19 protein-coding genes and 1 riboswitch are annotated in these 24,290 nt (G+C 44.1%); of the genes, 14 read left to right on the forward strand and 5 right to left on the reverse strand.

Going from position 1 to position 24,290, the window contains the following annotated elements; genetic code table 11:
* The first annotated feature begins 149 nt into the window (after positions 1-149).
* Positions 150-1,142, forward strand: a complete 993-nt coding sequence (locus BO225_RS11655) for a tyrosine-protein phosphatase (RefSeq protein WP_076342366.1) — start codon at positions 150-152, stop codon at positions 1,140-1,142.
* Between the two features lie 371 nt (positions 1,143-1,513).
* On the opposite strand, the gene BO225_RS11660 is transcribed toward BO225_RS11655, so the two are convergent.
* From BO225_RS11660 to def, 4 genes are all read right to left on the reverse strand, one after another.
* Positions 1,514-2,035, reverse strand: a complete 522-nt coding sequence (locus BO225_RS11660; protein ID WP_076342367.1) for an energy-coupled thiamine transporter ThiT — start codon at positions 2,033-2,035, stop codon at positions 1,514-1,516.
* 27 nt (positions 2,036-2,062) lie between these two features.
* Positions 2,063-2,158, reverse strand: a riboswitch (TPP riboswitch).
* Between the two features lie 70 nt (positions 2,159-2,228).
* Positions 2,229-3,080: a metallophosphoesterase gene (locus tag BO225_RS11665; protein WP_143356848.1), complete on the reverse strand. Its 852-nt coding sequence runs from the start codon at positions 3,078-3,080 to the stop codon at positions 2,229-2,231.
* 31 nt (positions 3,081-3,111) lie between these two features.
* A complete protein-coding gene (locus BO225_RS11670) occupies positions 3,112-4,944 on the reverse strand; it encodes a ribonuclease J (RefSeq protein WP_076342369.1) in 1,833 nt (610 codons plus the stop codon).
* A gap of 68 nt (positions 4,945-5,012) precedes the next feature.
* A complete protein-coding gene (gene def / locus BO225_RS11675) occupies positions 5,013-5,573 on the reverse strand; it encodes a peptide deformylase (RefSeq protein ID WP_076342370.1) in 561 nt (186 codons plus the stop codon).
* Positions 5,574-5,851: 278 nt separating this feature from the next.
* Between def and BO225_RS11680 the strand changes: the two genes are divergently transcribed.
* From BO225_RS11680 to BO225_RS11735, 12 genes are all read left to right on the forward strand, one after another.
* Positions 5,852-7,123: an FtsW/RodA/SpoVE family cell cycle protein gene (locus tag BO225_RS11680; protein ID WP_083632210.1), complete on the forward strand. Its 1,272-nt coding sequence runs from the start codon at positions 5,852-5,854 to the stop codon at positions 7,121-7,123.
* Positions 7,120-7,593, forward strand: coding sequence for a pantetheine-phosphate adenylyltransferase (gene coaD, locus BO225_RS11685; protein ID WP_076342371.1), 474 nt, complete (start codon positions 7,120-7,122; stop codon positions 7,591-7,593). Before BO225_RS11680 ends, coaD begins: the two co-directional genes overlap by 4 nt.
* Positions 7,590-8,273 carry a ribonuclease III gene (gene rnc, locus BO225_RS11690; RefSeq protein ID WP_076342372.1) on the forward strand — a complete coding sequence of 228 codons (684 nt, stop codon included), beginning with the start codon at positions 7,590-7,592 and terminating at the stop codon, positions 8,271-8,273. The genes coaD and rnc overlap by 4 nt, the downstream gene beginning before the upstream one ends.
* Before the next feature lie 12 nt (positions 8,274-8,285).
* Entirely contained in the window at positions 8,286-12,584 is a 4,299-nt protein-coding gene (locus BO225_RS11695; protein ID WP_076342373.1) for a PolC-type DNA polymerase III, read from the forward strand.
* 9 nt (positions 12,585-12,593) lie between these two features.
* Positions 12,594-13,262: a response regulator transcription factor gene (locus BO225_RS11700; RefSeq protein ID WP_076342374.1), complete on the forward strand. Its 669-nt coding sequence runs from the start codon at positions 12,594-12,596 to the stop codon at positions 13,260-13,262.
* A complete protein-coding gene (locus BO225_RS11705) occupies positions 13,259-14,257 on the forward strand; it encodes a sensor histidine kinase (RefSeq protein WP_076342375.1) in 999 nt (332 codons plus the stop codon). The genes BO225_RS11700 and BO225_RS11705 overlap by 4 nt, the downstream gene beginning before the upstream one ends.
* 115 nt (positions 14,258-14,372) lie before the next feature.
* Positions 14,373-15,140: an ABC transporter ATP-binding protein gene (locus BO225_RS11710; RefSeq protein ID WP_076342376.1), complete on the forward strand. Its 768-nt coding sequence runs from the start codon at positions 14,373-14,375 to the stop codon at positions 15,138-15,140.
* Complete coding sequence (locus tag BO225_RS11715; RefSeq protein ID WP_076342377.1) at positions 15,133-17,121, forward strand: ABC transporter permease; 1,989 nt, start codon at positions 15,133-15,135, stop codon at positions 17,119-17,121. The genes BO225_RS11710 and BO225_RS11715 overlap by 8 nt, the downstream gene beginning before the upstream one ends.
* Before the next feature lie 50 nt (positions 17,122-17,171).
* Positions 17,172-18,173 carry a dipeptidase gene (locus tag BO225_RS11720; RefSeq protein WP_076342378.1) on the forward strand — a complete coding sequence of 334 codons (1,002 nt, stop codon included), beginning with the start codon at positions 17,172-17,174 and terminating at the stop codon, positions 18,171-18,173.
* 56 nt (positions 18,174-18,229) lie between these two features.
* Complete coding sequence (locus BO225_RS11725) at positions 18,230-18,562, forward strand: type II toxin-antitoxin system RelB/DinJ family antitoxin (protein ID WP_076342379.1); 333 nt, start codon at positions 18,230-18,232, stop codon at positions 18,560-18,562.
* 3 nt (positions 18,563-18,565) lie between these two features.
* Entirely contained in the window at positions 18,566-19,564 is a 999-nt protein-coding gene (locus BO225_RS11730) for a magnesium transporter CorA family protein (RefSeq protein WP_076342380.1), read from the forward strand.
* 18 nt (positions 19,565-19,582) lie between these two features.
* The gene (locus BO225_RS11735; RefSeq protein WP_076342381.1) at positions 19,583-20,941 is read left to right on the forward strand and encodes a tetratricopeptide repeat protein; all 1,359 of its coding nucleotides are present in this window, start codon (positions 19,583-19,585) and stop codon (positions 20,939-20,941) included.
* A 29-nt stretch (positions 20,942-20,970) separates the two neighbouring features.
* On the opposite strand, the gene BO225_RS11740 is transcribed toward BO225_RS11735, so the two are convergent.
* On the reverse strand, positions 20,971-23,178 hold the full coding sequence (locus tag BO225_RS11740; protein ID WP_076342382.1) for a glycoside hydrolase family 3 protein: 2,208 nt from the start codon (positions 23,176-23,178) through the stop codon (positions 20,971-20,973).
* A gap of 78 nt (positions 23,179-23,256) precedes the next feature.
* Here BO225_RS11740 and BO225_RS11745 point away from each other — a divergent pair, with 78 nt between their 5' ends.
* Positions 23,257-24,135 (forward strand): AraC family transcriptional regulator, encoded by an 879-nt coding sequence (locus BO225_RS11745; RefSeq protein WP_076342383.1) that lies wholly within the window; start codon positions 23,257-23,259, stop codon positions 24,133-24,135.
* The last annotated feature ends 155 nt before the right edge of the window (positions 24,136-24,290 follow it).

The raw sequence follows: 24,290 nt of genomic DNA on the forward strand, positions 1-24,290 counted from the left end.
AATGTCAACATTCTAAAATAAAGGATTATAAGAGTAAATTAATTTGACCTTGATAAATCAAGCGTCCTTCTTCTTTCTTTATCAAGCAAGGCTTTTTCTTTTTTTTAAGCAAGTGCGTATAATATAACCGATTTAAATGGGAGGATCGTATGGCTTTAGAACATTCTTTAGAAAGAATCACCTATATAAATAACGGAAAGAAAGAACAACTGCAAGTAGCCGATCTCATCTGGGCGTTCTATCATCAAAATGGACTCTATCTTATCAGCAAAGAACACCATATCTATGTCTTTGAAATCAACAAAGATAAAGTCGATTCGATTTACGAAGCCCTTCAAAAAAGCAATCCATCGATCTATACAGGCGCATTGAAAGGACATCGCATTGGCCTTCGCTCTCTTCCCAATACGCGCGATTATGGCGGCATGCAAACTACCGATGGACGCTTTATCCTGCCAAAAAAGCTGATTCGTTCCGGAGAACTCCATAAAGCATCCAAAGAAGACAAGAAAACGCTCTTAAATGAATACGATCTTAAAACAATTGTTGACCTTCGCTCCGAAGCGGAAAGACTTTTGCAACCCGATCCGATCATGCTTCCCGTCATGCATTATGACGATACAGCCCGAGAATTATCTGAACTCGATCTTTTGCAGCACGATCTAAAAGCAAAAGGCATCACAGGCACGCTCTTTGAAGCAAAAGAACTCATGGAAAAACTCTATGAAGATCTTGTCGTCAGCAAACAAGGAATCAATTGCTATAAGAAGCTGTTTCGGATCTTGCTCGACCACGAAGAAGGCGCCTTTCTCTGGCATTGCACCCAAGGAAAAGATCGAACCGGCATTGGCGCGATGCTGATCTTGAGCGCTCTAGGCGTATCCAAAGAAGACATCTACAAAGACTATGAACAAAGCTCCTTATATTTAAAAGGGCAAAAAGAAGACTTGCTGCTGAAGTGCGAAAAACACCCCGAATGGAAAGAAGGAGTCGATGCCTGGTGCGAAGCCAAAAAGAAATACCTAGACATCGCCTATGAAAACATCAAAGACGCCTACGGAAGCGTCGATCGCTATTTGAAAGAAGCGCTCGAACTCAGCCAAGAAGATATCACCACACTACAAGACCGTTTGCTTGTATAAAAGTTATATAACACCTATAACAAATAAGGGGGCTTATGGATTGCGAATACTCTATATAAATGGTAGTTTATTAACAGAGCTAGACAGCGAAACGATTAAATTCTAAGATTAAGCCCTTCAAAGACAGTCTACCTAAATAATATTGAGTGGATTTTAATTTGGACATGGGAGTTCTTGGTGTATTAAAAATATAGATCGAATTGGAATCAATAAGGGGAAATCGTGGATTTAATAACGGGGATGTTTGCGCCAGCTTAGAAAATGGAACTTGCAGTTTTCGTTTCAATTCGAATATAGACTGTCGGAAAACACTTTCCAAATTCGAAGACCCGAAAGGGTCTTTTTTTGATGCAAAAAAGCTTGAGATCCACTCAAGCTTTCAACGTTTTCTTCAATACAGGCTCCAAAGCTTTATACAATAAAGGAACCAAAACCAAACCAAGGATCAGAGTTGGCAACATATAGGAAGCGTTGTAAGTGATCGAAGCCCACAATGGCGTTTCCCAACAAACGATCCCGCTGATCGTGCTCGAAACAAAACGAATCAAATTTGTGATCAGCACACCCGAATAAAAATACCCAAAATTAGGAAACAAGCACGCCAAACCATACACGCTAAAGCCAATAAAGTAATCCAGTAAAAAACCTAACAAATTCGGCGTGTACATTGGACCTGTCACAAATTGAGCGAACACGCTCAAGATCGATACCACAAGCCCTTTCTTCCAGCCAAGCTGATAGCTTGCCATCAACAAGGCGATCGTCGAGATCCCCAAGCTGCCGCCATTAGGCATCTGAAAAAGAGGAAGCGCGTTGACAAAAGTATCCAACACCATGAACAAAGCCACATAAAACGCCATTAACACCAATTCTCTGACCGATAGATTTTTCATAAAAAAACACCTCCGTTTACGAGGCGTAGGAAAAAAATAGAGACTCCCTACGCTAGTATTATCTAGATCAGGTCGAAGGGACCGCATACGCATCTCAGCCTTTCGGCGCCCCTGTCTTGACACGAACATCATACCATAAAAAAAGAAAAATAGATAAAAAAAATAAACCAGCCAAGCTGGTTAAAAAAGAAGATCAACGAGAAAAAACAAGATAAATGATTTCCGGCTTCGAATTGAGCCGCGCATTGACTTTGATACACCCCGTACCACTCGAAATCATATAAGGAAAAGAAAGCTTGGCACCATCCGCCCGATTGAGCTTTTCATTGCCAGGCCATTTACGATAGCCACCATAAATCGGATACATGATCTGGGTCCCATGCGAATTGCCCGCGATCCCCAACGAAATACTATGCCCCTTCAAAGAATCATCTAAAAAAGGATCGGCATAATGAGAAACTAATAAATTATAGGTTTGATCCCCAATCCCCGTCAAAGCCTGCTCCATATTTGGATCCGGATACAATCCGATCAGCTCGATCCCTTGCGAAGATCGATTCGTGATCAGCCGATTCGTGTTGTTCAAAACTTCGAACTGCGCCTGATGATAAATATCATTCACCTGCTGCAAGCGCTCTTCATTGATCAGATCTTGTTCGCCAAGGACCGCGAATTTTCCCAACGGCGCGTCGATCGCCGAAAGGCGGGCAATCATATCCGCTTTCGCTTCCTCGCTCACCGTATAATTTTCCGCAAGCAGATCGCCGCCAAAAATAAAAATATCCGCATGCAGATCGTTCAGCTTTTTGAACAAACGATCCACCCGCCCTTTATTTTCAAAAGCGCCATATTCTAGATCCGTAAAATACGCGATCGAAACATCCTTCATTTCATCGGGGATTTTCTTTTCTTTGATCATTTTATATTGGATCACCACTTCATTGGGATCGACATAGATCGCGCGATACAAAGAGAAACAAATCGTCATCATACACACGCTCAAGCACGCAACGATCACAAATAAAATCTTCTGTAGTTTCGTCATACACCAAATTTTATCATAAAAAAGAGAAGAATTATTTTTCTTCTCTTTCAATATGCTCTTTTTTTGTATGGATCGGACGTTTGGAACGCGCATGCGCCGTCCGCTTTTTCGTCAGCTCTTCCATCGTCTGCTTTGAATTCAAGATCACAGGGATGACGATCGGATTTCGCTTCGTCTTCTTATACAAGAAAGGCTCAAGCGTCGAACGAATACAATTCTTGATCTCCGAGAACGTCGTTTTCTCCTTCATCTTTTCCTGCAAAGAAGCGTTCACGATAAATTCAGCCTCCTTGATTAGCGATTGCGAATCTTTAATAAAGACGAAACCGCGCGAAACGATGATCGGACGCGATAAGATCTTGTTTTCCTTCGAATCGATCGCGATCACGACCGCCACAAGACCATTGTCCGCCAAAATACGACGATCCTTCAACACAGCCGTCGAAAGACCCGTAATATCGTTTCCATCGACATAGATATCATCGCCTTGATAACGCCAGTCGCTTTGAAGCACCTCATGATTGCGCAAGATCAAAATATCTCCATTCGCGCACACGAAGATCTTATTCGGATCCATTCCCGTATCGATAGCGGTTTGCCGATGCTGCATGAGCATCTTGAACTCGCCATGGATCGGCATAAAATAACGAGGCTTGATCAACTGAAGCATGAGCTTTTGCTCTTCACGCGAAGCATGCCCCGTCGTATGCAGGTTCGTCAAGACCGAACGCGACAAAACCGTCGCCCCAGAACGGAACAGCTTATCGATGATCTTGTTGACACTAGCCGTATTGCCAGGAATCGGATTAGACGAGAAGACGACCGTATCGCTTGGCTTCAAATGAATATGCCGATGCGTGCCCGAAGCGATCCGAGACAAAGCCGCCAAAGGCTCGCCTTGAGAACCTGTACATAAAATACAAACCTCCGAATCTGGCGTATGCGCAAGCTGGTCTGGGGAAAGAAGATCCGAATTCTTGATCTTGATCACACCCATCTTACGCCCGATATCCACGACATTCTCCATGCTTCTTCCAAAGACAGCCACTTTACGATGACATTTCAAAGCCGCCTCGATGATTTGATTCACACGATAGACATTAGAAGCGAACGTCGCGATAATGATCCGATGCTTGGCGTTGCGCATGATCTCCAACAACTCATTGGCGACATCCTTTTCCGAAATAGAGAATTCCTCAACCCCTGAATTCGTCGAATCCGACATTAAAAGATCTGGCTGCATCACGCCAATATACGCCATTTTTTGATAATCGGCATTCGTGCCGATCGGCGTCAAGTCAAACTTGAAATCGCCAGTATGGACGATCGAACCATTTGGCGTCGTGATCAAGACCCCTAAAGAATCCGGGATCGAGTGGATCGTATTAAAGAAGCCCACCGTAAAATAACGAGTCTTAATGGAAGAATCCTCATTGATCTCAATGATCGGAACTTTTTCCAATCCTTTGTGTTCACTTAATTTTTTTAGAATGAGCGCTTTGGCAAACCGAGGAGCATAGATCGCGTCGATCTGAACTTGCTTGAGCAAAAATGGAATACCACCAATATGATCTTCGTGACCATGCGTGATCACGAGAAATTTCCGCTTCTTATTCATACGGATCAAATGGTGATAATCGGGGATCACATAATCGACCCCAAGAAGTTCATCGCCAGGGAACAAGACCCCACAATCGACGATACATATTTCGTTTTCATACTCATAGCAATACATATTTTTACCAACTTCGCCAAGACCACCCAACGCGTAAATGAGCGTGTCGCCTTTTTGAACTTGGTTTTTATTATGATATGTCTTCTTGTTTGTCAAATGCCCCGAATGTTGATTTGATTGTTTTGGCATTTAAGACCTCTTTCTAAGCAAAAAACCTATTCATATTATACATTAAAACCATAAAAAAAACAGAAGCTTCAATAGACTTCTGCTTCTGGATCGCTCAAGAACGGATCATTCTTATGAATTCGATCATAATATAAGATCCCCGATAAATGATCGATCTCGTGCTGGAGGCAGATCGCCAAAAAACCAGACGCGCTGATCACGATCGACTCATCCCGCAAAAGATCATACGCTCTCACCTTGATCCGCGCATGCCGATACGAATAGCCTTGATGCTCTTCTTTGACCGAAAGACACCCTTCGCCATGCTCTAAATACGAGTTCTGCACCGATTCCGAAATGATCTTTGGATTCACGAGCGCGAATTCAATATTTTCTTCCTCATTGTTTGGATCCGGCACGACGACCGCGATCATGTTTTTAGGCACGCCAACTTGGATCGCCGCGATCCCGACAGCCGGCTGCAAATTTTCCGCCTCCGCTTTTTCATCATCCTGCGAATCCCGCACATAGGTAAGCATCGCCTCTAACAATTTTCGATCTTCGCTAGAAAGAGGCAAAGACACAGGTTCGCTTTTTGTCCGGATCAGCGGATCATGATCGCTGATGATCGAATCTACTGTAATTTTCATCAATGTAACCTCCTGTATATCTTATTGTCAACAACTCACAGCAATAGCCATGAGCCTGTAACTTCAGACATCGCATTCACTTTCATATTATAGCATCGCATCCAAAAAAACTCATTGTTTCCAATGGATTCATAAGTAAAATGTGATAGGCAATATTGAGCAGTGAACCAGACTCGAAAATTGAGTTTTAAAATGACTTTACCCACTCCATCTATGGATCTTGACGCTCTTTGATAATGTTTTTGTTTCCTTCCTTCGTTGTGTGATATGATAAATCCATGCCTAGGACTCGAAAAAAAACTTCAAAAAAAGAAGCCAAATATTTAAAACGGATCAAGCGCAGACAAGCGCTGCGCGATTTTCTCAATGGGATCAGCTTGCGAGAAAATAGCGATCGAACGATCAATATCTGCGTCTTTTTATTAATGTGTTTTGGAACCGCTATGATCGCTTCTGTTGCAGTGGGGGCGACAAAATCATCGATCATGACCGTCATCAAAGCGATCGTAAAGCAGATCAGCTTTTTGCTTGCTTCCTATATCTGTATCGTTTCAGCTAATAAAATCATCACCCTAAAACGCGTATGGCGATTGAGAGCGATGCTTTTATTGATCTTTGTCGCGCTGATGATCATCCCTTTTGCTTTCCCGGCTATCGGAGGCTCCCACGCTTGGATCCAATTGCCGATCGGAGTCACGTTCCAACCTTCTGAATTTGGAAAGCCTTTGATCATTTTGTTTACCGCCAGCGCGGTATTTGCCGCCATCCGAAAACGTAAAATGCAAGAATCGTTTTGGAAAATGTTTTCATTTCCGCTCATCGCCTATGGGATCACATTGATCCTTTTAGTCTTGCAGAAAGACTTTGGAACGCTCATGATCATATCCGGGATCTTTTATTTCTGCTTGATGGTGCCTAGCTATCCAAAGATCCAAAAAGTCCAAAGGATCGCGACGACCCTTCTTGTGGTCGGGGCGCTGAGCGCCGGGCTCTTGTTCTTTGTCAGCGACATCGGCGTCAATATGCTCAAACAAACGCCATTGGCCCATATCGCCACCCGCATCGAAAATATGAAAAACCCATTCAATGATATTTATGGAAACGGATATCAACCAGCGAATTCTTTGTATGGGATCGCCGACAGCAATATTTTTGGAAAAGGCTTTGGGAATTCCTCGCGAAAATATGGGTATTTGACCCAAGCCGACAATGACTATATTTTAGCGGTCACGATCGAAGAAACCGGCATCTTTGGCTTGGGCTTTATCCTCTTGATGTATACCTTGATCGAATATAGACTATTTTATTACGCATTAAGGACAAGGGATGTCCCCAAAAAAATCATTTTGATCGGGACAGGCGCCTATCTTTTCATGCATTTCGCGCTGAATGTCGGAGGAGTCGGCGCTTTGATCCCGATGACAGGAATCCCGCTCTTATATATTTCCAGCGGTGGCTCATCGATCTTAGCGATCTCTTTGACGATCGGGGTCGCACAACAATGCATCTCTCGTATCCGCGAACAAGAAATGAAAGGAGAATTCAAATGAGAGCCGCCTTTTGCGGAAGCTTTGATCCGCCAACCTTAGGCCATCTCGATATTATCGAGCGCGCGAGCACACTTTTTGATGAGCTGATCGTTTTAGTCGCCACCAATTCATCAAAAAGTTCCATGTTTTCCATGGAGCAGCGGCTCGCCTGGCTTCGAGAAGCTTGCCAAGACTTGCCCAACGTCACCTGCAAGATCCAAAAAGGACTGATTGTTCAAGCCTGCCAAGAACACGAGATTCATGTTCTCGTACGCGGCATCCGCAACGAACAAGACTGCGCCTATGAACAAAACATGGCCTTTATGAACGCCTATCTAGACCCAAACATAGAGACGATCTGCCTATTTACCAAACCAGAATATGACTTGTTTTCGAGCTCGAACGTTCGGGAACTCTTAAAATACCACCAAAACATTCAGCCTTTTGTGCCTGCTTGCGTATTCAAAAGCTTAGAAAAGGAGAGAACATGAAAACATTGACAGAATGGATGGAAGCGCATGGTTATCATGTCAACGATCCAAAAATCTATAAAGAAGCGTGTACGCACTCCTCGTACGCAAATGAACACCATAAAGGAGAAGACGACAACGAACGCCTGGAATTCATGGGGGATGCCGTCTTGCAGATCTGGAGCGCGCAGCAGCTCTTTGAAATGCGCCCCAAAATGCGTGAAGGAAAAATGACCACCTTGCGCGCCCAAACCGTATGCGAAGCCACCCTCGCTCACTTGAACGAGCAGCTTGGCTGGTATAAATACTTACTGCTAGGAGTCGGCGAAGAAAAATCCGGAGGGCGCAAGCGCGCCAGCATCTTGGCCGATCATTTTGAGGCGTGTATCGGAGCCGTCTATCTAGATCAAGGCTACGAGGCCGTCGACTCGATCCTTCAAAAAGTGATGAAACCCGTATTCAAAGAAGAAAAAGGCGATGAAGTCACCGACTACAAGACCCACCTGCAAGAAGTCGTCCAAGCCGATACGCGCAAGACGATCCAATACAAGCTCATCGAAGAAGTTGGTCCAAGCAACGCGCCGACCTTCACGATGGGCGTATATCTCGACGATATTTGTTTAGGCGTAGGTGTAAGCAGCACCAAAAAGAAAGCCGAACAAATGGCCGCCAAAGATGCCTTCGAGAAAATGGCACGCTAAGAAAGGGGAACGATGCAGACAAACGATATACAAGCTTTGATCGAGTTCCTGCCACAGGAGCTCGCCTCTTTTTTTAAGGAAGCCTCCTTTTATAAAAGACCAGAATTTCATACCAAACGACGAGAACTCGTATTAGGGATCCAGCTGCCAGCCCCTCTTGATTTTGAAGTCTACGAGAACTTGATCGATAAGATCAAACTCGCCTTTCATTGCGCTTTGGATCTTAGCATCCAAACTAAAACATCAAGCCTCTCGATCAACGAGCTCGCCCGCTATATTGCCTATTTTATTCAAAAGGACAACAAGCTCTCGTGCTTTCGACATTTAAGCCCTGTCCAAGGCGAACAATCTTTTCGCTTTATCACATCGAGCGAAGAAAAAGCCAGTGCCATGAAACGACAGCTCTCACGCCTTCAACAAGCGCTTGCCAGCGCAGGAATCGATATGGAAATCGGAATCGATTTGAGCGAAGACGACGCGCCCATCGAACAAGTCAAGATCGAGCTTCCCGCCTATGAAAAGGCGCAACCACCAAAGCCGGTCCAAAGCTACACTCGCTATAAAAAAGAAGCCGCGCCGACCTTAAAGATCCACGAACTCCAGCAAGGATTAGAAAACGTCGCCATCGAAGCCCATATTTTCGATATCGACAACCGTGTCACTAAAGCGGGGAAAACGCTCCAAATGCTGTATTTATCGGATTACGACGACGCGATCGTCGCTAAACGCTTCGAAGGAAAACGCCATACGATCGAATCGATCGAATCGATCCAAAAAGGAATGCAAGTCAAAGTCACGGGCGATGTCGTCTACGATACGTATTCAAAGACAAACGCCTTCATGATCTCCAAGATCGAAGAGATCCCCGTCAAAAAGCGGAAAGACACAAGCGAAGAAAAACGGATCGAATGGCATGTCCACTCCAATTTTTCCGAAATGGACGGCGTGTGCGATATCGAAGAATATATCCAGACCGCCTATGATTGGGGCATGGAAGCGATCGCGATCTGCGATCATCAAGTCGTGCAAGCCTTTCCGATGGCCCAACATAAAGTCAGCGCTCTATTAAAGAAAAATAAAGACCGCCCTTTCAAAATGATGTATGGATGCGAAATGAGCATGGTCGATCCAGAATACAAGATCGTCCACAACAACGATCATCGAACTCTTGAAGACTCTGAATATGTCGTCTTCGACTTGGAAACGACCGGTTTATCCAACCGCCTCGATTCGATCATTGAATTTGGCGCCGTCAAGATCAAAGGACGCGATGTGATCGACCGCAAGCAGCTCTTTATCAACCCAAAACGCACGATTCCCGCCAACATCATTTCGTTGACAAACATCCACCAAAGCGATGTCGATACCGCCAAACCGATCGAAGAGGTCCTCCAAGACTTGCTCGACTGGATCGGGGACACGATCTTGGTCGCGCACAACGCCACATTCGATGTCGGCTTCATGAACGCCGCCTGCCGTCAAGTCGGCCTTCAAGAACTGAGTAATCCCGTGATCGATACGCTGCCGCTTGCTCATTCGCTCCTCGATCTCAAACGCTATAAACTAGGAAACGTCTGTCGCCATTATGGAGTCAAATACGATGGCGAAGGCGCGCATAGAGCCGACTATGATGCGGAAGTGCTCTCGCTAGTCCTTTTCCATATGCTTAACGCGTTTGGTGGCGAAGCCACATTGGACGATCTGCAAAACAACCAAAAAGAAGACAGCTTTAAAAAAGTCAAGCCTTCCCATATCACGGTTTTCGCCAAAAACAAAGCCGGCCTGAAAGAGCTTTTTGAACTCATCACGCTCTCTCATACCAAGTATTTGGCCTATAACGGAAAATCGACCGAAAACGTCGTCGCGGAACCTCGCATTCCACGCTTCGAACTCGAAAAAATGCACGCGAAAGGCAATCTGCTGTTTGGCTCCGCGTGCCAAAACGGAGAGATCTTCGACCTTGCGCATACAAGAGATCATCAGAAGCTCAAAGAAGCGATGCGCTTTTATGACTATATCGAAGTGCAACCGCTCGAGTGCTATCGAAACTTGATCGATCGCGGCTCCATCTTGAATGGAGACGATCTACGCAAGATCATCGGCTACATTCTAGAAGCCGCGCAAGAAGAAGGAAAAACCGTGATCGCCACAAGCGACGCCCATTATGTCCATCCTTATGAAAAGAGGATCCGGGATATTTATATCAACGCGAAAGCGATCGGGAACGCGCGCCATCCACTCTATAAGTATAAACTCCAAGATCGTCGGATGTATCCAGCCCCGAACCAACACTTGCTCACCACCCAGGAAATGCTCGACGCCTTTGCCTGGATCGGAGAAGAGCAAGCTCGTCAAATCGTCATCGAGAATCCGAAAAAGCTCGCCGAGCAAATGGAAGTGATCTATCCGATCAAAGATAAACTGTATCCGCCAGACATCGAAGGCTCTGACCAAAAGCTCCGCGACATTTGTATGGAAACCGCACATCAATGGTATGGAGACGATCTTCCTGACATCGTCGTCCAACGCCTGCAAAGAGAACTCGATTCGATCATTGGCGCTGGTTATTATGTGGTCTACTACATTTCCCATCTGCTCGTTAAAAAGAGCCGAGAGGATGGATATCTTGTTGGATCGAGAGGATCTGTCGGCTCTAGCTTTGTGGCGACCATGTCCGGAATCACCGAAGTCAATCCGCTTTTGCCTCATTATATTTGCCATCATTGCCACCATTATGAGTTTTTAGATGGAGAGGAAGTAAAATCCGGCTTTGATCTGCCCGACAAAGAATGTCCTGTCTGCCATCATACGATGCGAGGCGATGGACAAGATATTCCATTCGAGACGTTTTTAGGCTTTGAAGGCGATAAAGTTCCCGATATCGATTTGAACTTCTCGGGAGAATATCAAGCCAACGCCCATGCCTACACGAAAGAAGTGTTCGGAGAAGATCACGTCTTCCGCGCTGGCACAGTAGGAACCGTCCAAGAAAAGACCGCGTATGGATTCGTGCGCGGCTATGAAGAAGAAATGGACTTGGAGATCCCATTTAGCGAAGTTAAACGGACCGATCTTGCCAAAGGGTGCGAAGGCGTCAAACGAACGACAGGACAGCATCCAGGAGGGATCGTCGTGGTTCCTCTCGATATGGATGTGCACGATTTTACACCTGTTCAATATCCAGCCAACAACCCGTATGCTGAATGGAAAACGACGCACTTCGATTTCCACCAGATCCACGACAACATCTTGAAATTCGATATATTAGGCCATGTCGATCCAACCGCCATGAAGATGCTCGAAAGAATGACCGGCATCGACGTGACGACGATCCCGATGAACGATCCTAAGACGATGTCCATCTTCTCTTCGCTTGATGGCTTGGACATCAATTCGACACGCTATTCGGAAGTGACAGGAGCTGCCGGTATTCCCGAATTTGGAACGCCATTTGTCCGCGGAATCTTGGAAATGACAAAACCAAAGACATTCGCCGAACTCGTGACGATCTCAGGCTTATCGCATGGAACGAATGTCTGGCTCTCGAACGCCAAAGACCTCATTGAAAATGGGACATGTCAGCTTAATGAAGTCATCGGTTGTCGAGATGACATCATGGTCGATCTCATGGGATATGGCCTTCCGCCGAAACAAAGTTTTACGATCATGGAGAGCGTGCGGAAAGGAAAAGGTCTAAAAGACGAGTGGGAGCAGCTCATGAAAGAACACAATGTGCCAGACTGGTATATTGATTCGTGCAAAAAGATCAAATACATGTTCCCGAAAGCGCACGCGGTCGCCTATGTGATGATGGCTGTCCGCATCGCGTGGTTCAAGGTCCATAAGCCTGTCTATTATTATTGTCAATATTTCAGCATTCGCTGCGACGCTTATGATATCGAGACGATGATCAAAGGCGAAGAAGCGATCCGCAAGCGCATGAGCGAAATCAAGATGAATAAAGATCAAAATTCGCCAAAAGAAAAAGCGATCTACGATACGCTCGAGCTCGCCTTAGAAATGGTGCTGCGGGGTTTCCGTTTCACGAATCTTTCGATCAATCGCTCAGCCGCGACGGAATTTAGAGTCAATCCAGACAATGAAAAAGAGATCATTCCTCCTTTTACGGCGCTGGATGGATTAGGCGACAACGTAGGAAGGTCGATCGTCAAAGCAAGAGAGGAGCAGCCTTTCCTCTCCAAAGAAGATGTATTGAAACGGACCTTGATCTCAAAAACGCTTCTCGATAAGCTTTCACAAATGAACGCGACCGAAGGCCTAGATGAAAAGAATCAGCTGACACTCTTTTAAGGAAGTATTATGTATAAAATTATGATTATCGAAGATGACAAGATCATCGCTAGAGAAATGAAAACATTTCTTGAATCGTGGGATTATCAAGGAATTCTGGTCCATGATTTTCATCAAGTTCTCGAGGAATGGCAAAACACGAATCCCGATCTGATTTTGATGGATATCTCTTTGCCCTATAAAAACGGTTATTATTGGACAGAACAGATCCGAAAGTACTCCAAAGTCCCGATCATTTTTATATCGAGCCGCAACGACAATATGAATATCGTGATGGCGCTCTCGCAAGGCGGGGATGATTTTATCGCTAAGCCGTTCGATCTGCAAGTCCTCCTTTATAAGATCAAAGCGCTTTTACGACGAACCTACGATTTTTCCGGAAAGACAGAATGGCTCGAACAAAACGGGGTACGCTTCAATATGGATGAAAATCTTGTCACGTATCAAGATCGATCTGTCGAATTGACCAAAAACGAAGGCAAGATCCTACGATTGTTGATGGAAAAAAAAGATAAGATCGTCCGGCGTGAAGAATTGATGGAATATTTATGGAAGACGGATTATTATGTCGATGAAAACGCCTTAAGCGTCAATATCAATCGCCTCCGGAAAAAATTGGAGCGGATCGGGATCCACGACTTTATCCAAACGAAAAAAGGATTGGGCTATCTTGTATGAAGTCGTTTTGGAAGTATCTTTCCAATCGAAAAAGGATCGTATGGATGCTGCTCAGCTTCTGGCTCACGGCTCTATTGATCACCTTTTTATATAGCCTGACATGGGAAGCGTTTTGGTATGGAAGCGCGATCGCCGCAGTCTTTCTCCTTTTATTCATGAGCGTCGATCTTTATCGCTTTCAAGAACAAAACAAAGTATGGAAGCTCGTCCTCAACCAAGAAAAGCTCCTCGATGTCGATCTAAGCAAATGCACGAGCGACCCCTTGCTGCAGGAGGTGTTTAAAAAAATCGAGAAAGAAGAGTTTGAACGGCAAGAAAACGAGCATGCCAAGTATGGGCGTTTGATCGATTACTTTACGCTTTGGACTCATCAAATCAAGATCCCGATCTCGGCGATGGAGCTTTTACTCAAAAACGATCCCGAACGGGTGGTGGATCTTAAAGAAGAAACACTTCAAATCAAACGATATACCGATATGGTGATGGCGTATTTGCGTTTGGAGAGTGAAAGCGGCGATTACGTGTTTGAAAATGTCGATCTTGACGAGGTGATCGCCTCTGTCATTCGGGAGTTTTCGATCGAATTCATTTATCGCAAGATCCCGATCGACTTTCAAAAGACAAATCTTATCGTACTTTCCGATCGAAAATGGCTTCGCTTCGCGTTAGAACAGTTTCTATCCAACGCGATCAAATATTCAGAAGGACAGAAGATCACGATCCGAAATATTGGCTATGATCTCTTTATCGAAGATCGAGGGATCGGGATCTTGAAGCGAGATCTTGAGCGGATACGCGAAAAAGGCTATACGGGACACAATGGCCGTCTCTACTCCAAAGAATCGAGCGGCTTAGGCTTGTATTTAAGCGACATTGTGCTCAAACGCCTCCATCATCCTTATACGATTGAATCCAAAGTTGGAAAAGGAACGACCATCATCCTCTCCTTGCAGCGACATGATCTATTCAAAGACGACTTAGACCTTGGATCCTAACATTCAAGGTCTTTTTCTTTCGCGTTTGTAAGATTCTTGACTTTTTTGTAAGCCAAATCGATGGGAGGCATTTTTTGAACTCTTTATAATAAAAGCAGTTAAGGAGGAAAATCGTATGCCATTATTGGAAGTTAAAAATATAAAAAAAGTGTATACATCGCGGTTAGGGGTCCATCAAGTCCAAGCGCTTGAAAACGTGAATTTTACGGTGGATGAAGGGGAATATGTCGCGATCATGGGAGAATCGGGGGCCGGAAAAACGACGCTGCTCAATATTTTGGCCGCGCTTGATAAACCGACGAGCGGCTCGATCTTGCTCAACGGAAAGGATATGACCACGATCAGAGATTCTTCGATCTCCGCTTTCCGCCGCAAACATCTAGGTTTCGTGTTTCAAGACTTTAATTTATTAGAAACATTCAACAATCAAGACAATATCTTTTTGCCACTCGTCTTATCGAATGAGAAGTACAGTCAAATGAAAAAGAAGATCCAGCCTCTTGCCAAAGAGCTAGGGATCCAAGATCTGCTCAAAAAATTTCCATACGAGATCAGTGGCGGACAAAAACAGCGTGTCGCCGTCGCAAGAGCGCTGATTACAGAACCTGAACTCATTTTGGCCGATGAGCCTACAGGCGCCTTGGATTCAAGAAGCACAGAAGAGCTATTGCGCTTGTTTAAGCAAGTCAATGAAAGAGGGCAGACGATCTTGATGGTCACCCATTCGATCTTGGCGGCCTCGCATGCCAAACGCGTCTTGTTTATCAAAGATGGGATCGTCTTTCATCAAATCTATCGAGGTGAAAAAAACCAAGACGAGATGTATCAAATGATTTCGGATACGCTCTCCTTGCTGACAAGGGAGGAATCTTTCCATGTCTAAAGGATTTTACGCAAAGCTCGCTTTTGAAAATCTGAAGAAAAATAAAAAGACATATCTACCTTTTATGATCACAAGCATGATGACGACTATGATGTTGTATATGATCATCGCTCTTTCCGACAATCCGCAAATGAATAAAATGATTGGGGGCGGGGAGATCGCCATGATGCTAGGGCTTGGTGTCGTCATCGTCGAATTGTTCGCGATCATTTTCTTGTTTTATACCAATTCCTTTTTATTGAAGCGCAGAAAAAGAGAATTTGGTGTACTGACCGTTCTTGGGATGGAAAAGAAGCATCTAGCTAGAGTGGTTTTTTATGAACTATTTTACGTGCTGGCAGCTTCGCTTGCGCTTGGTTTATTGTTTGGGATCTTGTTCGACAAGCTGTTCTATTTGTTGATCATTAAAATGATCGGCACCGAAGTTCCTTTAGGCTTCTATATTTCGAAGCGCGGCTTGATCGAGACAGCTACGTATATTGGCGTCATCTATGGTTTGATGTGGCTCTATTCTGTTGTTCAGATCCAGACAAGCAAGCCGATCGATTTAATCAACGCCGATAAAGTTTCCGAAAAAGAGCCAAAATCAAAATGGGTCTTGGCGATTGCAGGTTTGATCTGTCTTGCGATCGGGTATGGTCTTTCTTTATCGATCACCAATCCTGTAGAAGCGATGGTGCTCTTTTTTGTCGCTGTTGTTTTCGTAATCATTGGCACCTACTTGATCTTTACGACAGGAAGCATCACGCTGCTCAAGCTTCTTGAAAAAAACAAACACTTCTACTATAAAACCTCTCATTTTTTGAGTGTTTCGAACATGAAGTTCCGCATGAAGCAAAATGCCGTTTCTTTAGCCAACATTTGTATATTGTCAACGATGGTCCTCGTCATGCTTTCGAGCACGCTCTCCTTATGGACGGGAATGGTCGACTCTGTCAACTCGATGCTAAAGAGAGATGAAACGATCACTGTTCATTTTGATCAAATTGAGCAAGCGCCGCTGATCGAAGAAGCTGTTCAACGATCGATCCAAGAAAGCGGACTCGATCCCCAAGAAGCCGAACGATTTGTCTCGTATGCCACAGATTTTAAAAAAGAAGGAAACCGATTTATCGTACAACCAGGTCATATGGCTGAAGTCTATATCGAGTTTATTCCTTTGTCCGCTTTTAATGAAGCCGAAAAAACCGATCTGTATTTAGGGCAAGATGAATGTTATGTGTATTCCAAAAAAGGAAGCCTAGATGCCAAAGAGATCGAGGTCGACTCGATCCCGCTTCGCATCAAGGGCATCCTACATGAAACTTCTTTATTCTCGAGTACCGATACGTACATTAACGATACGCATACTTTGATCGTTCCAGATGCTCAATTCGAAGAGATCCGCTCGCATATCATTGAAACTTATGCCAAAGTCGGCATAGAATACGCGCCAAGCTTTGAATATCGTGAACAGTTCAATGTCGCCGAAGGAAAAGTCGATGAAACAGTGTTGGATGAAGCATTGCACAAAAACCTTGAACCAATCGATGTGCTCACGTATTATGCGCGCAATTTTGATGAAATCATGCTTTCGTTTCGAAGCTTATATGCTGGCTTCTTCTTTATAGGGATCTTCTTGAGCATCTTGTTTATCATGGCGACGATCTTGATCATGTACTATAAGCAGATCTCGGAGGGCTATGAGGATGAAAAACGCTACGACATCATGCAGAAAGTCGGCTTGGATCAAAAACAGATCCAAGGCACGATCAAAACGCAAGTGCTCATCGTCTTCTTTTTGCCTCTGATCGTCGCAGGAATCCATATCGTCTTTGCTTTCCCGATGGTCAGTCGAATGTTGCGCATTCTTTCGCTGACAAATACGAATCTATTTATTTGGACGACGATCGGCTGTTTTGCGGGCTTTAGTCTTCTCTATATTTTGATCTATTCGATCACTGCGAAAGTCTATTATGATATTGTCACAAAGCGTCCTTGAGTTGGACGCTTTTGTGTTTTCGTGTATAGTAAAAAAAATGAGGTAGAAAAATGAAAGTTATTGATATGCATTGCGATACGATCCTCGCATTGCTTGAGCAAGAAGAAAACGGCCATTCGATCAATTACTTGGAGAATGATTTGTCGATCAATTTGAACGCGTTAAAGAAAGGAAATGTTCTCGTGCAAAATTTTGCGCTGTTTACGGATCTAAAAAAAAGAGCGATCCCTGAAGAAGAAACGATGAAGCTCTATGATCTCTATTGCCGGATGCTTGAAGAGCATTCGGATTTGATCGCCCCTGTGCTTACATATGGCGATATCGCAAAAAACGAGAAAGACGGGAAGATCTCGGGGCTTTTAACCCTTGAGGAAGGAGATGTCGTCTTCTCTTCTTTGGCCATGCTTCGCAATTATTATCGGATGGGTGTTCGAATGATCGCTTTGACATGGAACTATCCAAATCGGATCGGATCGCCCAATCTTTCCGCTTACGAATACAAAGACTCCAAGATCCCGGATCCGCTCCAAAGAGTCGATACCGAACATGGATTGAGTGAATTTGGGATCGATTATCTTCGGGAAATGGAAAAGCTTGGAATCATCGTGGATGTCTCGCATCTTTCGGATGCCGGATTTTGGGATGTCGTGAAATACGCCACAAAACCTTTTGTCGCTTCTCACTCCAATGCCCGAAAAATCTGCGGGGTCGCCCGTAATCTCTCGGATGAAATGATCTTGGCGCTCCATGAAAAGGGCGGGGTCATGGGCTTGAATTTTTGCGGGGACTTTTTAAGCGAAGATCGAACGAACACATCAAGAATCGAGGATATGATCCAACACATCGATCATATCAAAAAGATCGCTGGCATCGATGTGATCGGGATCGGCAGCGATTTTGACGGCATCAATTCCCAACTGGAAATCGCGGACGCAAGTCAGTTTGATTTGCTCGCCAACGCACTGTTAGAGCATGGTTATAGCCAAGAAGAGGTAGAAAAGATCTTTTATAAAAACGTGCTCCGTGTGTATTCGCAAGTGCTTCCTGAATGATTGTCTTGGATTGGTGGTATACTATAGCTATAGAACAATAAAAAAGAGGTATAGGTATGGAAAATAAGGAAATGAATGTAGCGATGAATCCGAAATTACAGGATAAGTTCAACACGGTTTGCGAAGATCTCGGAATGGATCCCCAAGAAGCCATCAATATTTTCGCTCAAAAGATGGTCAACGAACAAGCGGTTCCTTTTGAAATCAACGAGAATGACTATCCTGTCGATGAGGATGAGAAAAAGAAAGAAATGATCGTGAAGATCTGCAAAGTGACAGGGATCGTTTCGGCGATCGTGCTCGTTTCGACATTGGTTGGAAAGCTGATCGTACATCTTGCGAAAAAAGAGATCCGTAAAGAAGAGAAGAAACTTTTCTTTTGGAAGTAAAGTGTGAACCCAGTTTTGGCTGGGTTTTCTTTTGTCTTGGTCAAAAAAGATTCGTTTCGTTCAAATCGTCTTTATAATAAAGGCATGATCACATTTTATCGAAACGGTGAACATGGAGAAATCATCAAGAGCGAGAAGAAAGAAGAGGCGAGCTGGGTCGATGTCGTTCATGCTTCCCGTGAAGAATTAGAACAGCTGCAAGCAGAGTATTCGATCGAGCCAACTTTTTTAGAGGCGGCGATGGATGAACAAGAAAGCGCCCACCTAGAACAAGAACAAGATCAATTGCTGTTGATCATGGACCTTTGTAAAGAACAAACCGAAGCAAACCAAAAGATTCCGAAGTGGACGACTTTTCCTTTCGCGCTGATCGTAGTCCCACATCGCTTGATCACGATCAGCCACGAGGCGAATCCATTTTTAGAAGAAATGAAAAAGCGACGTGGGATCAAGCTCGAGGAGCCGATCCATTTTTATCTTGTGCTACTGAAGCTTGTTATTTTGAAATATCAAGAGTACCTCCGTACGATCGCATCGACTTCGAATGAAATATCCGAACGGCTTTATAAAAAGATGAACAATGAAGGTCTTCAGCAGCTCATGAAGCTCGATCAATCGCTTGTTTACTTTTCTTCCTCTTTGCAGGCGAATCAAAACGTCGTAGAAAAGATCCAGGAAATGGATCTTGCGAACGATCAAAAAGTACTGGAAACCACACTTGTCGAATGCAAACAAGCGTCCAAGATGTCAAATCTTTACCTCTCGATCAATGAGCGGATTTCAGAAGGATGCAATAATATTCTTTCTAACAGCATGAATATCGTCGTTCAAAGGCTTACTGTCATTACGATCATTCTTTCGATCCCTGCTATTGTATTTGGCTTTTATGGAATGAATGTAAAAAGTTTAAATCTTCCGCATCCGTGGATCCCGATCGCTTTGGCTTTGATTACTTCTCTTGCTTGCTGGATCTATTTTAAGCTGAGCGAACGCTACAAATAAGAAAAAAGGTAATATCGAATGAATGATCAAAAAATTGAACAGGCCCTGAACGCGCTCCATTTTGAAGAAGCCGAAGCGCTTCTTCAAAAACAACAAGACGAAAAAAAGGATGACAACTATTGGCTCCTGCGTTCAAAGGCGGCGCGAGGATTATATCGTTTAGATGAGGCGCTTTTATGCGCGCAAAAAGCAAAAGACAAAGTCGAGATAGCCAAGTGCTTGTTCGCGCTAGGAAAGGTGGAAGAAGCGCTCCATGTCTTGCATTCTTTGAAGAAAAACGAGGGAATCAAGCTTGTGGAAGCTTCGCTGTTAGGAGAGATCGGCCAAGTCAAGAAAGCTCTCATGCTTTTGGAGTCGATCGATCCAGAACAGCTCAAGCCATCTGTTCGCGTAGAATATGAAACGTTGTACGCCGATCTGCTTTCGTTTCAAGAAAAGATCGAACCCGCTTTCTCGCATTATCAAAACGCTTTGGACTTTGTTTCTTCATGCCAGGCAGATAATTGGAAGCCATTAAGAAGAATGCTCATTGAGCACAATATGGCGGATGTTTTTGAGCAAATCGAAGAAGAAAAGCTCGCCCAGCTTCACTATGCCAAGGCCAAGGAGCAAATGACGCTCCAAAAGCAAAGCGATCTTTTGATCAGCGATCTTTCAAGCTATGAGATCGAGCTGCTTCTTTCGAGCGCGAATTGTTTTGGGAATATGGAGGACTTTGATCAGGCCCATCAAGATCTGCATAAAGCCTACTCGCTCTGGCTTCAAAAACCGCCTTTTCAAAAAAAATATTTCGAGGCACGGATCGCCTATATTTCGGGTTTGATCTGGATGAATGAAGGAAAGGAAAACGAGGCGATCCGCGCATTTGAACATGCTTTTTCTATACAACAAGTGCTTGTAAAACAAGGCTTGGATAAAGAAGAGCATTTAGCGCGGAGCGCTTATTATTTAGCTTCGCTTCTTGATGATCAAAAAGAAAAGCTTGCTCTGTATGCGATCAGCGAGCCGATTTTTGAACAGAGAGTTGAGAAGGAGCCTTCTTTTTATCTTTCGTGTTTGGCAGATATCGAAAATGAGCGAGGGCGCTTGTTAGACCAAAGCGAATCCTACAAGAAAGCGATCGAGCTCTATACTCAGCTGTTAAAAAAGCATCCAGACGACCTTTTAGCCAAAGAATCACGACTGATCGCGATGATCAATTTATGGCAGAAAGGAGAAAAAGAATTGGAAGAAGCGATCCAGAAAGAGCTTGGAGAACTTTATGAATGGGATGAAGATCCTTATTTTCTATATTCTGTTTGCCAATATTTAGAAGCGGATGGGCTCCCTTGGATTGCTGAGTTTCAAAAGAAGCTAAAACCAGTCTTCGACGCATAAAAAAAGAGAAGCTTTCGCTTCTCGAATCATCAATAGCTAAGACCGAATCCGAATTCGTAATAGTTTCCTTCTTGGTCTTTATAGGCGTAGCCTTTTCCGTTTTCATCTTTGAGTGAATCTGGAAGGTATTGGTCTTTTACATAGCCTGGAACATCGTTTGGCGAGATACAGACTCCTTTTTTATCTACCGCGATCACTTCATCGTTTTTAGGCAATGTGATCGGGAGTTTTCCAACAGGAGAGACTTTTCCATAGATCACTTCTAAAAGCGCTTGATCATATGTATCAAATCCAACAAGGAGTGCATCTACATAAGGTTCGATGTTTTGAAGGATCCAAGGCATCGTGATGTTGACGGTGGCGATGATTTTTTTGCCCTCTGCTTTGGCATCTTTTGCGATTTGCATAACGCGAGCCATGTTTTTGATGGTCGTTTCTTCATGCTCTGTTTCTAAAGGAAGCCCTTCTTCTGAGAAGTCTTTTACGATTTTTCCATCGCAAAGATCGATTTCCAGCAATCCCTTTGTGGCAGAGAAGTAGTTTCCAGAAGATGGCGACAAGACGAGGATGATCGCATCGGCTTGTTCAGGCGTAGTAGCGAGTTCGATCTTTTGGTCTTGATAAAGCTTTGTGAGCGTTTCTGTGAGCTTTTTAGTGGCTTCTTCGCTTTGATCAAAGCCTTCGACATACACTTTTGTGTTTGCGGCTAACGGTAATGTTTCATTCGTGTTTTTGAGCAATACAACCGATTTGCGGTGAACATCCATCGCCGCGTCAAAATCGTTTTGATCGATGACTAGGTCATGGGCTTCTTCTTCGTTACGGTATGGGTTTTCGAATACACCGAGCTCGAATTTTTCTTTTAGCGTGCGTGTCACGGCGCGATCCAAGGCTTCATCGCTCAATGTGATCTCTTCAAGCGTATACCCTGCTGGGATCGGATGATTTTTGTAGTAGTCGTTCGTTCTGCGTTCATAAGCTTCTTTGGCATAGTTGACTCCATAGCATTCTGAAATCATATCGACACCCGTATTGATGGCTAGAGCGATCCGTTCTGCGCGGTCAAGATCTTCAACGCCCCATCCCATATTATCGATGATTCCAGAGTCGGAATTGACATAGCCTTTGAATCCGGCTTCCTCGCGGAGAAGCTCTTGGATAAAGTACTTGTTGAAGGCGAAACCAACAGGGATCCACTCGATTTTTTGGCCGTTCAATCCAAATTGTGGCGCGCTTTTTTGTTTGGCTGGCTTTGCGTAATAAGGCATGATGCTCGCGACTTTGTTTTGGATCGCTGGCATGAAGCCTGGAAGATGATACGTACGAAGTGAATCTTCAGTGGCGTATACGTTCCATTGTCCTTCTTTGTAGTGAGGATCGAATCCGTTTTCACGTGCTCCGCCTCCTGACCAGTGCTTGATCGTCAAAGCGACGCCATCTTCGCTGAGTCCATCGGTTTTGCCTTGCACTGCTGGAACGAGGCGTTTTGCGATTTCTTGGATCATCTCTGGCGATTCGCCGAATGTTCCATAGATTCTTTGCCATCTTGGGTCTGTAACGGCGTCGACCATATACATATAGCCTTTTTTCATCCCCATCGCGTTCCATTCTTTGCGGATCGCTTTTCCGAACGTATCGATCAAGTCATAACCGCTACCGAGCACAGCGGCTCCGATTCCTAGTGTTCCTGGCCAAGATGGGAAGACACCTACCGCATCGTTCATGCCAAAGACCGCTTTTCCGTGCTCGTTTCTTGAATTTGACGTGATCAAGGCTGGAATGAAGTGCTTGTCTTGTTCCGCGACGTATTGGAGCTGATCGATCCATGCAGCAATCGTTTCTGGAGCTAATGGGTAGCGTAAGATAAAGTTGCGCATTTTGTCTTTCAAGAGCGAATCGGTCGTTCCTGGAATATCGTATCCGGCGAAGATCGTATTTTCTCCTACGGCGCTTTCGTTGAGTAGACCGCTTTCATCGGTTTCTTCTTCTTCTTTTGTTTTTGGGTTTCGGCTTGTCACGAATAGCTGTCCGAGCTTTTCTTCAAGACTCAACTCTTTGACAAGAGCTTGGGCGCGTTCGTGCGCGGATAATCTCCAGTCGGAGAATGGTTTTAGAATTCCTGAACGATCGATATCTTTAAAATAGAGGCCGTCGATTTCAAGGATCGGCTGTTCGACGCTTGTGATCGTTGGACCATTTGGATTTTTGTACGTTTTAAATGTATGGCTTGCTTTCATGAGGTTCCTTTCTATTGTTTCATAATTCTCAATAGCAAATGAATGATATAAAATAATACTTTTTGTTAGAATAAAGGTATGAAAGAAAAACTTAGGACGGAGTTTAATCAGCGCCAAAATATGATTCAGCCTGATTTTGAATTGTATTATTATACAGATACGAATTTACAGTCGGTAAATACCCATAAACACGATTATTATGAAATCCTGTTCTTTTTAGAAGGGGATGTGAGCACGATCGTGAATGGAGAATCGTATTCGCTAGAACCCGGTGATCTACTGATCGTTCCTCCCAATGTTTTTCATCAAACAAAGATCAATACGACAAAGGTTCCCTATAGACGCTTTACATTATGGATCTCGACGGCGTTTTATCAAAAAATGGTCCACTTAGATCCAAGCTTTGGCTATTGGGAAAAGCCGGTTGTCGAAGAGAAAAAATATCATTATCATTTGGACAATATCACTTCTTATAATATTCAATCAAAGATCGTACGCTTGCTAGAGAGCATGCACTACGATGAGTTTGGTAAACATGCGTATGAACGATTGTGCTGCTCGGATGTGATGCTAAGCATCAATCAGTTGTTGTATGAGCAGGATCATCCATATGAGTTGAAGGAAGGGCAGTCCTTGGCGGAGAGTTTGTTCAACTATATTAAGATGCATATTGATGAAGATATTTCGTTAGAATCGCTTGCGAAAACGTTTTATATTTCTAAATACTATATTTCGCATTTATTTAAGTCGCATGTTGGAATGTCGGTTCATCAATATATTATAAAGAAGCGTTTGAATTTAGTGTGCAGTGCGATCCTTTCGGATATGGAAATCACGAAAGCGTGTGAACAGGCAGGTTTTAAAAACTATTCGAATTTCTACCGCGCATTCGTGAAAGAATACGGCGTGTCACCTAAAGAATATAAAGAAAAGCATAGAATAGAACCAGCTCCTTAGAGCTGGTTTATTTTATGTTTTATTTTTGTTTATCGCTGAACGCGTCCAGAACCGTCGCCGCCAGCAAGCTTTTCGACTTCATCGACCGATACGAGGTTGTAGTCGCCTTCGATCGAATGCTTCAAAGCGCTTGCCGCTACCGCGAATTCGATCGC

This window comes from Dubosiella newyorkensis (genome assembly GCF_001945605.1).
Lineage (GTDB): Bacteria > Bacillota_I > Bacilli_A > Erysipelotrichales > Erysipelotrichaceae > Dubosiella > Dubosiella newyorkensis.